At 68.5% G+C, this 10,709-nt stretch carries 8 protein-coding genes; 5 read left to right on the top strand and 3 right to left on the bottom strand.

The window, feature by feature from the left end; genetic code table 11:
* The 3 genes from GOAMI_RS12065 to trmB form a co-directional block, all read right to left on the bottom strand.
* Positions 1–2,720 (bottom strand): MMPL family transporter (locus tag GOAMI_RS12065; protein ID WP_006436797.1); only part of this gene is annotated, 2,720 nt, incomplete at its 3' end.
* Between the two features lie 228 nt (positions 2,721–2,948).
* Complete coding sequence (locus GOAMI_RS12060; RefSeq protein WP_006436796.1) at positions 2,949–3,632, bottom strand: NYN domain-containing protein; 684 nt, start codon at positions 3,630–3,632, stop codon at positions 2,949–2,951.
* Positions 3,629–4,417, bottom strand: a complete 789-nt coding sequence (gene trmB, locus GOAMI_RS12055) for a tRNA (guanosine(46)-N7)-methyltransferase TrmB (RefSeq protein WP_006436795.1) — start codon at positions 4,415–4,417, stop codon at positions 3,629–3,631. Before trmB ends, GOAMI_RS12060 begins: the two co-directional genes overlap by 4 nt.
* A gap of 237 nt (positions 4,418–4,654) precedes the next feature.
* Between trmB and GOAMI_RS12050 the strand changes: the two genes are divergently transcribed.
* The 5 genes from GOAMI_RS12050 to GOAMI_RS12030 all read left to right on the top strand — a co-directional run bounded on the left by GOAMI_RS12050 (position 4,655) and on the right by GOAMI_RS12030 (position 10,548).
* Positions 4,655–5,473, top strand: a complete 819-nt coding sequence (locus tag GOAMI_RS12050; protein WP_006436794.1) for a hypothetical protein — start codon at positions 4,655–4,657, stop codon at positions 5,471–5,473.
* Positions 5,470–7,029 carry an ERA-like protein 1 gene (locus tag GOAMI_RS12045; RefSeq protein ID WP_006436793.1) on the top strand — a complete coding sequence of 520 codons (1,560 nt, stop codon included), beginning with the start codon at positions 5,470–5,472 and terminating at the stop codon, positions 7,027–7,029. Before GOAMI_RS12050 ends, GOAMI_RS12045 begins: the two co-directional genes overlap by 4 nt.
* A gap of 7 nt (positions 7,030–7,036) precedes the next feature.
* Positions 7,037–7,468, top strand: a complete 432-nt coding sequence (locus GOAMI_RS12040; protein ID WP_006436792.1) for a DUF6802 family protein — start codon at positions 7,037–7,039, stop codon at positions 7,466–7,468.
* Between the two features lie 183 nt (positions 7,469–7,651).
* Positions 7,652–9,478, top strand: a complete 1,827-nt coding sequence (locus GOAMI_RS12035) for a phosphoenolpyruvate carboxykinase (GTP) (protein WP_006436791.1) — start codon at positions 7,652–7,654, stop codon at positions 9,476–9,478.
* Positions 9,479–9,540: 62 nt separating this feature from the next.
* A complete protein-coding gene (locus GOAMI_RS12030) occupies positions 9,541–10,548 on the top strand; it encodes an esterase-like activity of phytase family protein (protein WP_006436790.1) in 1,008 nt (335 codons plus the stop codon).
* Positions 10,549–10,709: the final 161 nt, after the last annotated feature.

Raw genomic sequence — 10,709 nt, 5'->3', positions numbered from 1 at the left:
GGTGCCTCGTGCGCAGGCGAGGCCTGGGCGCCGGACGGCTGTGCGGTCGGCGGTGTCGACGGGCCCACGCGACCGGTGACCGCGCGCCCGGGGACCTCCGCGGGCATGGGTGCGGGGGTCACGGGACCCGGTCCGCCGCTGCGCTGCGCGGGCGCGCCGGGCCGGCGCGTCGGTGTCATCGGTGCGTTGGTCATCGGTGCGCTCGACGCGGGCGCGTTGGACGCGGGCGCATTCGGACGCGGGGGAACTGGCTGTCGTCCATCGCGGCCGGGCGCTCCGCGTCGGACCGGTGCGGCGCCCGCGGGAACGGTACGCGGCCGGGCCGCGGCCATGACCGAGGTCGGGGCCTCCGCCACCAGCGTGCCCGCACTCATCTTGCGTGCCACGCCGGAATCGCGCTGCTCGTCGGGCTCGTCCTCGAGTACGGCCTCGCCGAGACCGATCTTGCGCTGCACCGTCTGCATCCAGCGGGGCGCCCACCAGCAGTCGTCGCCGAGGAGTTTCATGACCGACGGCACGAGGAGCATGCGGATCACCGTGGCATCGAGGATCAGCGCCGCGATCATGCCGTACGCGATGTACTTCATCATCACGATGTCGGACAGGCTGAACGCACCTGTCACGACGACCAGGATGGCGGCCGCCGCGGTGATGATCCCGCCGGTGTGGGCGATGCCGCTACGGATGGATTCGGTGGTACTCGCGCCCCGCTGTCTGGCCTCGACCATGCGGGAGAGCAGGAACACCTCGTAGTCGGTGGAGAGACCGAAGATGATCGCGATGATCAGCACGAGGATCGCCGCGAACAGCGGACCCGGGGTGAAGTTCGCGAGGCCGGAGCCGTGGCCGTCGACGAAGATCCAGGTCAGGATGCCCAGCGTCGCACCGAGGCCGAGCGCGGTCATCAGTGCCGCCTTGATCGGCAGGACGAGCGAACCGAACTGCAGGAACATCAACAGGCCGGTGATGAGGACCAGCATGATCGCCATCAGGGGCAACCGGTCCATCAGCGCGTCGATCGAGTCCTGGGTGAGAGCCGGGGTACCCGTCACGTACATCGTGAGGCCCTGCGTGTCGATCGCCCGGAGCTGATCGATCGCCTGGGCGGCCTTGGTGCGGTCGACCAGACCGGCCGAGACCTGATAGACGCCCACGTTCGGGTATTTCTCGGCGTCGTACGAGCCGAAGCCGGCCTTGTCGGGGTCACTGAACTTGTTGGTGAAACCCGGAACCTGGTCGGCCTGCCGGGCGATGGCCTCCAGCTTGTTCTGGTCTTCCTGGTTCGTCTGGTCGTAGACGATGACGAGCTTGACCGCCTCGGTGCGCTCACTGGGGAAGTACTCGTCGAACTTCTCCTGGGCCACACGAGCCGAGTTGTCCGGCGGCAGGAACTTCTCGCTGATGCCGCCGAACTGGATGCTCCCGAACGGGATCGTCAGAGCCAGCAGGAGGAGGACGGTCGGGATCGCCGTCTTCACCGGGTGCTTCATCACCCACGTGGCGAGACGCCCCCAGAAGCCGTTCTCGACTTCCTGGCTGGTCTTCATCCGGCCGGAGAACCGGTTCTCGAGTGCGACGGCGCGTTCCTCGGTCGAGAAGCGCCGGACCAGCGGGATCGCGGTGAACTTGAGGATGGTGCTGATCGACAGCATGTTGACCCGCGGCCCGAGGATGGCCAGGATCGCCGGCAACACCGTGATCGACAGGATCGCGGCGAGGGAGACCGACGCGATGGCGCCGTAGGCCACCGACTTGAGGAATCCCTGGGGCATGATCAGCAGGCAGGCGAGGGCGGCGACGATGATCGTCGCCGAGAACACCACGGTCTGGCCCGCGGTCATCACGGTTCTTCGGACCGCCGCCTTGGTGGAATAGCCCTCGCCGAGTTCCTCGCGGAAGCGGGACACGATGAACAGGCCGTAGTCGATGGCGATGCCGAGACCGATCAGCGTCACCACGGACTGCGCGAAGATGTTGAGTTCGGTGGTCAGCGCGAGGATCTTCATGATGCCCAGCGATCCCGCGATCGTCAGGCCGCCGATCAGGACCGGCAGACACGCCGCGATCACGCCGCCGAACACGAAGAACAGCATGAGCGCGACCACCGGCAGCGCGATGACCTCGGCGCGCTTGATGTCCTTGTCCATGCCGTCGGCCATCGACCCGGCGACGGGTTGCAGGCCGGCGAGCTCGAAGGTGGCCCCGGGTATGTCGAAGCGTTCGGCGATGTCGTCGAAGAACGGTTCGATGGTGTTGTAGTTCGCCAGCACCGTGGTGTCGTCGTCACCGGCGACGCCGATGCTGATGAAGGCCTGACGTTTGTCCGAGGTGAACAGTCGCGCCTGGACCGCGCTCTGCGCCGGCTGCACGAGGAACGGGTCGTAGAGGCCGGGGTCGGCGCGCCCGACGATGTCGGGGTGGGTGGCGATCAGGTCTTCGACGAAGGTCTCCACCTTTTTCCCGAAGGCCGGGTCGTCGACCCGTGTGCCTTCCGGTGGCGTGACCAGGAGAATGACATCAGACGTGTGATCGCGGCCGAGTGCCTTGTCGGCGTAGCGGGCGCCGAGATCGGATTCCGACGTGGGGTCGAACCAACCGCTCTGACTCAGATGCTTGCTGAGGTCGAGGCCGTATAGTCCGAGTCCCGCCATCAGTGCGATCATCACCGCGATGACGAGGAAGCGCATTCGATACACGAATGTGCCGATTACTCGGAACACGCTGATGTCCTTTCGTGTGCGACGTGTCGGGCGCCGGCCGCGGTCCAGGGGTGTCGGGCCGTCGGTGCGCCGCGACGCGCGCCGTGCCGGAGGTGAACGGTGCCGGTCGCGATTCTGTCAGTTCTCCGTGAGATCTTGACAGTGTTGCCTGAGTGATCCCTGAGGTGTCGGGGTCGGTGACACCCTCAGCGAGCCCCTCGGCGACATCCGACGAGGCACCGCGCGCGTTCAGCGCAGTAGCGCGCTGAGCGGCCGGAACGGTGTGAGCCAGGCGCCTTCGTCCGGAAGCGAGTCCAGCCCGATGCGGGGCAGCGGCTCCCGGAACACGCCCGGGATGTCCTCGAGGTCGACGAACTCCAGTTCCTCGGTGGTGAGGGCCCAACTGGCGTGTTCGCGGAAACCGATGACGGTGACGGGCACCCCGTCGGCGGCCACTTCGAGGAGCGGCTCGCGGAATGCCTGGCCGTCGGCGGACGCCACGATCACACCGGCTAGTCCAACAGTGTGCCTGCGAAGTTCGATGTGGTCGAGCATGTCGGAGTCCACATCGCTGTCATCGGACAGCTTCGGCTTGGCGAACACCGCAAAACCGACGTTGCGGAGGGCGTCTACCCAGGGACGCACAACGTCTGCGCTACCTGGGGCGATGTTGGTGAAGACGGTCGCCTCGGGCTCGACGCCGTTCTCACCCTCCGTGAGAGCTGACACATCTGCGGTCCGGTGCAGCAACCACCGGCCCAGCGCGTCGAACCGGGGGCGGTGTGCAGCCGTCGGACGACCGCCCAGCAGGGCGCCGAGGCCCATGTCCATGTTGGGCGCATCCCAGACCAGCAGCATCCGGCGCGTGCCGGTCTGGCCCGAGATGGTGTCCGCGAATCCGCCAGGGGATCCGCCAGGCCTCTGGTCGGTCATGCCGGGCTCCCGTCGGTGGTGTCGCCGGATGCGGAGGCCGGCGGGATGGGCCGCGTGTACACGAACTCGCTCACGTACCGGCCCTCTCGCTCCGCACGACCCTCGAACTTCGTCGTCGGCCGTTCCAGCAGGATCGGGGACTCGCGGGTCAGCTGCACGACATGCGGGGCGTCGGCGTCCTGGGTGGCGAGCTTCTCGGCGATCCACTCGGCGTAACCCGCGTGGTCGGTGGCGATGTGCAACACGCCGCCGGGGACGAGGCGGTCGGCAATCAGCTCCAGTGTGCCCGTCTGGACGAACCGGCGCTTGTGGTGACGCGACTTGGGCCAGGGATCGGGAAAGAACAGTCGGACGCCGGTGAGGCTCGACGACGGGATCAGCTCCCTCAGGACGATCGACGCATCGCCGCGGATCAGCCGCACGTTGGTCAGCTCGTTGCGGTCGATGAGGCCGAGCAGCTGGGCCAGGCCGGGCTTGTAGACCTCGACCGCGACCACGTCGACGTCGGGTTCGGCTTCGGCCATCGCCGCGGTCGAGATTCCCGTGCCGCTGCCGATCTCCAGCACCTTGGGGGCGTCCCGGCCGAACATGGCGTTCAGGTCGAGCTGGGGTTCGGGAATGCGTTCCGGGCCGATCTCGAGGTCGCGGCCGAGGACGGGCCAGAGGGTCTCCCAGTTGCGTTGCTGCCCGGTCGTCAAGGTCCCCCGGCGGAATCGGAAGCTCGTCACGCGGGGATACAACCGTGACCTGTCAGCGCTGTTGTTCACCCGTCCATCGTTGCGCATCGTGGCATTTCCACGAAGTCGCGGGTGAGGCGTGTCCGTCAAGTGGCAGTGAGTTCGTGGGGACGGAACGGCCAGTTGGCGGGGGATGTGGAGGTCAGGACGCCCATCGGGGTGAATCGGGATTAGTCTCGGGCCAGCCGCGGAACACGCGGGATGTCGGGCGGGGAAGGGCATGGAGACGTGGGCACATCGACGAATGCGTCACCAGCGCCACGGCCGGACCGGAACTCCCTGTCCATGGCCGCTGAACAGGGCGGACTCGCCGGGCTCGTCGAGCCGTCGTCGCCTCTGGTCCCGATCCTCTCCGCGGCGGGACAACGGTTTCTACGGCCGCTGAATGTGCAGGTGGTCGGCAGGCCGGGCGTCGGACGCGACACGATGGCCCGCGCCCTGCGCGAGCGGCTGGCGCTGACGGTGATCGGCCCGGGCGAGGACACCCGCGCGGCCGCAGACGCCGACCTCTGGGTTCTCGTGCTGGCCGGGCCGCCGCGCCGGGCCGATCACGAACTGCTGCGATCGTTGCCGGCCGATCGCGTCGTGGTCGTCCTGGGCAAGGCGGACACCCATCCCGACTGGGACGCCGCGGTCGACGCCGCGAATCGGTCCTCGACGCAACTCGGCCTGCCCGTCCACGCGGTCTCCCAGCTGCTGGCCTGTGCCGACCTCGACGCGACTGAGTTCACCGCCCTCGCGAGGCTGGCCGCCGAGGGGGCCGAGATGCCGTCGATGGCCGGCCGATTCCTCGTCGGCGCGCCGGGGTCGGAGGAGCGAATACTGCGGCAGGGGCTGTTGCGCCGCATCGACGCCTTCGGGATCGACACCGCGCTGCGGCTCATCGCCGAGGGATCGGACATGGCGGCCGACGCGTCGGCGCTCAATCGTGCGTTGCACGCGATCAGCGGGGTTCCGCAGCTCACCACGGAGATCTCCGACCGCGTCGGTCGCGTCCGGTTCTGGCGCGAGGTCGAGATCCGCGCCGAACTCGAACGCGCGGTGGCCGGCGGGTGTGACCGGGAGAACGCCGAACGGCTGCTGGCGGCGGGAGGTCTCGGGTGAGTACCCGCATCCTCGAGGGGACGCGCGAACTGACCGGGTTCGACGCCGCACGCGTCGGTTCCGGTTCCGGGGTCCTGGTGGTCGGGACCGAGGGGGTCGGGGTGCGCACGCTCGTCGACGCCATCCGCGAACTGGCCCCCGACCTCGAGATCCATGCCCGGGACGTCCAGGCCGGGGAGCCCGGACCCGACGGCGGAGCCCGGCCGGGTGTCGCGCTGGTCGTCGTCGACCCCTCGTCGTCGGTGGATGACGAGGAACGACACCTCGTCGAGCAGGCGCGTGCCCAGGTCGGGACCGTCGCGCTCGTGTGCACCAAGATCGACGCCTTCTGGGAATGGCCCCGGATCGTGCGGGCCCACCGCACGACCCTCGACCCGTTCGGGACGATGCCGGTGTTCGGGGTGTCGGCGGCAGCGGCACTCGGCGGAGACGTCGTCGACTCAGGCGTCGACGCGCTGGTCGACTGGATACGAGAGGCACACGCGGCCCCCGATGCACTGCGCCTCGAACGGGCCCGGGTCGCGGCCGGCGTCGGGGCCGTCGAGCATCTGCTGGCCGATGTCGGAACCGACACCGACTCCTCCAAAACGCTCGACGACCTGATGAGTACGCGTCGTCGGCTGCTGTCGTCGCGGGATCGCGGCCGGGTCGACCGACTCGCCGCCGTGCGAGCCGGCCTCGCCCGAGCCCGGGCGCAGTGCTCGGCCGAGCTCCAGTCGCGTGTCCGCGAACTCGCGGCGGCCGCCGACCATGCTCCGGAGGTCGACGACGCCGAGCACCGGTCGTGGTTGGACACCCGGTGGGCCGGCCTCGCCGAGGACATCCGCCGCGACGCCGACGAGCGCATCGACGAGGTCGCGGCCACGGCACTGGTGGGTCTCGACCGCGAACCGTCCCCGCGGGAGCCCTGGTCCGACACCCCGCTGCCTGCAGACGGGCCGGGCAACCGGCGGCGCCGAGGTGGTGCGGAGGACGCGTTGCTGGTCGTCATCGGTGCCTCCACCGGCCTGGGTGTCGGACGCCTCGTCGTCGCACCGATGGCCTCGGTGCAGACCCTGCAATGGATCAGCATGCCGCTGACCCTGTTGTTGGGGATCGGCGTGGCGGTCTGGGTCATCCGCGTCCGACGCGGCGCGATGGATCGTGCCGACCGCCTGACCCGTGTCTCCGAACGGCTCGCGGTCGCCCGCTCCACACTCGACCATCAGCTCGGGTTGCGGTTCTCCGCAGCCGAGACCCGGACAGCGGGACAGATCGCTCGCGCCCACGAACGTCGGGCGCGGCGGACGACCGAGCAGGTCGCGGAGATCGACGACGACATCCGGCGGCTGCGCAGCGGTGCCGCGCAGCAGGAGGCGCGTATCCGCCGTGACCGCGCCGAGGGCATCCGCCGCGAACTGGTCGCCCGCTCCGAGTGGTTGTGGGGCCCCGAGGGGTTGTGGGCCGACGAGCCGGACGGACCGCGCCCGACCGGCTCCATCGAAAAACCCGACCCCGGCACGAACGATCCGGCCGGCCCAGACGACCGCAGCAACGGCGACGACAGGACCAGGTGAGCGAGAGATGGATTCGATCTTCGACGACGACGCGGGGTCCGACCCGTTCGACGCCGGTCACCCCGACGCCGGGGCGTCCGCGCCGGGTGGACCGTTCGCGACCGGAGACCTACCCGGTACCGGCCTCGATCCGCACGTGGACTCGGTCGCCGCGATCCACGCGGAATCGTCCGCCGACGACCTCGACGACCATCTGTGGATGCACGAGGACGGCCGGATCTGGGACCTCGGGCCGGCAGAGGTCGACACCGACAACGACGGGGTCAACGACTCGCTGACCCGCAACGGTCCGGACGGGTTCACCGTGTACACCGACAGTGACCGGGACGGCCAGGTCGACAAGATCACCGAGATCGGTGCGGACGGCGGATTCCGCTCGGCCGTGCTCGACCCGGAGACCGGTGAGTGGATTCCCGGCGGTTCGGGACGCATCGGTTGAGCTGCTCGGGAGCCGGCCGATGGTCGTCTTCCAGGGACTTTGGTCCCATATCGGGGGAGTGTGGGATAACCCGCAGTCGCGGGCCCCCACACCTAACGTCCGCTCGGTACACGTATCCTGAACACCTAGACGACTGACCGGTGACCATTCCAGCAGGTCACATGCTCGCAGGAGGCCCCAACGATGACCGCAGCCACCATTCCCGGACTGGACCCGAGCAGCGCGCCGACCAAACATCAGGGTCTGTTGGCCTGGATCACGGAGATCGCCGAACTGACCCAGCCCGATCGGGTCGTCTGGTCCGATGGCAGCGACGAGGAGTGGGAGCGCCTCACCGCCGCCCTGGTGAAGGCCGGAACCCTCGTCAAGCTGAACGAGGAGAAGAAGCCGAACTCCTTCCTCGCCAGCTCCGACCCTGCCGACGTGGCACGCGTCGAGTCGCGGACCTACATCTGCTCGGAGTCCGAAGAGGACGCCGGCCCGACCAACAACTGGGTCGAGCCCGCCGAGATGCGCGCCACCATGACCGAGCTGTACCGCGGCTCGATGCGCGGCCGCACGATGTTCGTCATCCCCTTCTGCATGGGCCCGCTGGACTCCGACGACCCCAAGCTGGGCGTCGAGATCACCGATTCCGAGTACGTCGTCCTCTCGATGAAGATCATGACCCGCGTCGGTCCGCGTGTCCTCGAGCTCCTCGGCGACGACGGCTTCTTCGTGAAGGCTCTGCACTCGGTGGGCGCTCCCCTCGAGCCCGGTCAGGCCGACGTGCCGTGGCCGTGCAACACTGAGAAGTACATCACCCACTTCCCGGAGACCCGCGAGATCTGGTCGTACGGTTCGGGTTACGGCGGCAACGCGCTGCTCGGGAAGAAGTGCTACGCCCTGCGCATCGCGTCGGTCATCGCTCGCGACGAGGGCTGGATGGCCGAGCACATGCTCATCCTCAAGCTGACCAGCTCGGCGAACAAGGTCTACTACATCGCCGCGGCCTTCCCGAGTGCCTGTGGCAAGACGAATCTCGCGATGCTGCAGCCCACCATTCCGGGCTGGAAGGCCGAGACCGTCGGCGACGACATCGCCTGGATGCGCTTCGGCGAGGACGGCCGTCTCTACGCGATCAACCCGGAGTTCGGTTTCTTCGGTGTCGCCCCGGGTACCAGCTACGACTCGAATCCGAACGCGATGAAGACCATCGAGGCCGGAAACACCTTGTACACCAACGTCGCCCGCACGGACGATGGTGACATCTGGTGGGAGGGCATCGACGGTCCGGCGCCCGCGCACCTCACCGACTGGCTCGGCAACGACTGGACCCCGGAGTCCGATCACAATGCTGCCCACCCGAACTCGCGTTACTGCACCCCGATCGCACAGTGCCCGTCGCTGGCCGACGAGTGGGACGACCCGAAGGGCGTGCCGATCTCGGCGATCCTGTTCGGCGGCCGTCGCAAGACGACCGTCCCGCTGGTGACCGAGGCCCGCGACTGGCAGACCGGCGTCTTCATGGGTGCCACCGTCGGCTCGGAGCAGACCGCGGCGGCCGAGGGCAAGGTCGGCACCGTGCGTCGCGACCCGATGGCGATGCTGCCGTTCATGGGCTACCACGTCGGTGACTACCTGCAGCACTGGGTGAACATCGGCAAGAACGCCGACGAATCCAAGCTGCCGAAGGTGTTCTACGTCAACTGGTTCCGTCGCGGCGACGACAAGCGCTTCCTGTGGCCCGGATTCGGTGAGAACAGCCGCGTGCTGAAGTGGATCATCGGTCGCATCGAGGGTGAGGCGGAGGGCGTCGAGACCCCGATCGGCATCGTCGCCAAGCCGGAGGACATCGACGTCTCCGGGCTCGACGTGCCGGCCGACGACGTCGCCGAGGCCCTGGCGTTCAACGCCGACGAGTGGCGCGAGGAGATCCCGTCGATCGAAGAGCTCTTCGAGTTCATCGGTCCCAAGCTCCCCACCTCACTGCGTGACGAGTTGGATGCCCTGAAGCATCGACTCGCCTGATCGGCGACCGGTCGGTTGGTTCGGTCCGGGGCTGATGTGACGGTTGAGGTATCGTACCCCTCATGAAACTAGGTTTGTGGGGGGCCACGATCGTCGGAGCCTGTGTACTCGGGCTGACCTCTCCGCTCGCAGTTCAACCTGCCTCGGCCGCACCGGCTTCCGGCGCCGGCGTGGGCGCGTACTACACCGACACGACGACGCTCGGCGACTTCGTTCCGACGTTCAACCGGATCACCGGACTGGACCGGACCGCCAACGGGCAGTACGCGCTGATCGCGGAGGACGTTCTCCCTGCACGGTTCTTCACCGCCCGCATCGGATACTCCTCGGAGACCGCGTCATTCGTCGGCCGACCTGGTCTCAACGGTGGTGGCACGGTCCTCGGTCCGTGGTTCGTGCCGCTGCTGCCCGGGGGTGCGCAGTTCGAAGGCATCCGCAAGACCAACGGCGGTTACACCGTCGTCAGCGGTGGCAACAACCAGTTCGTCCGGCAGATCGGCCCGCTCGGCCAGTTCGTCCGCGACCTGCGGTTGCCCGCCGCGTGGCGCCCGGCGTCCAAGTCGGGTGTGGCCGGGCAGCGTGGGCTGACCGGCGTCGCGGTCGGGCCGCAGGGTCAGGTCTCGGTGCTCACCGCGGGCGGGCTCAAGCAGGACGGACGCACGTCGGCGCGTCTGCTCACCTTCGGCAAGACCGATCGCGAGTTCGTCTATCGCACCGACGCCAACAAGGTGGCCGCCGACGTGCTGGCCATCAACTCCACCGACTTCCTCGTCCTCGAACGCGGAGCGGGCACGCTGACGAACATCTTCTGGACCACCACCCGCGACGCTACGTCGGTGACCGGCAAGAAGAAGCTCTCCGGCAAGGAGCGGGCGATGCCCAAGCGTCGGATCTTCTCCACGACCGGCACGCCGCGTCTGGTCACCGGCGACATGTCGGGCCTCGCGTGGGGCAACTGGCACCCCGACACCCCGTACGCGAAGAAGCGCAGCCGAACGCTGCTCGTCGTCTCCCAGAACGCCGGATCGCCCACCTGCATCCACTCGTTCGAGGTCCAGCTACCGAAGTAGCCCTTCGATACGCCCTCCGCAAGCGGGGGTGGGGGTTGCTGGTTGAGCCGGTAGTGAGCGGAGCGAGCCGCCGCGTCGAAACCTCGCGCCATGCTGTTCGAGCCGGGCGGTGGGGTGTGGTGGCGGGCGGGTTTCGACGCGACGCCTCGCTGCGCTCGGGG

It is taken from the genome of Gordonia amicalis NBRC 100051 = JCM 11271, assembly GCF_000332995.1.
GTDB classification, from domain to species: domain Bacteria; phylum Actinomycetota; class Actinomycetes; order Mycobacteriales; family Mycobacteriaceae; genus Gordonia; species Gordonia amicalis.
Note: the sequence above shows the minus strand (reverse complement) of the source record. Positions and strands in the feature narration are given on the sequence as shown.

Excerpts from the sequence above, each read along its gene's own strand:
- GOAMI_RS12030 (WP_006436790.1), top strand. The coding sequence starts at position 9,541 with ATGAAACTAGGTTTGTGGGGGGCCACGATCGTCGGAGCCTGTGTACTC.
- GOAMI_RS12050 (WP_006436794.1), top strand. The coding sequence starts at position 4,655 with ATGGCCGCTGAACAGGGCGGACTCGCCGGGCTCGTCGAGCCGTCGTCG.
- trmB (WP_006436795.1), bottom strand. The coding sequence starts at position 4,417 with ATGCGCAACGATGGACGGGTGAACAACAGCGCTGACAGGTCACGGTTG.
- GOAMI_RS12035 (WP_006436791.1), top strand. The coding sequence starts at position 7,652 with ATGACCGCAGCCACCATTCCCGGACTGGACCCGAGCAGCGCGCCGACC.
- GOAMI_RS12060 (WP_006436796.1), bottom strand. The coding sequence starts at position 3,632 with ATGACCGACCAGAGGCCTGGCGGATCCCCTGGCGGATTCGCGGACACC.
- GOAMI_RS12040 (WP_006436792.1), top strand. The coding sequence starts at position 7,037 with ATGGATTCGATCTTCGACGACGACGCGGGGTCCGACCCGTTCGACGCC.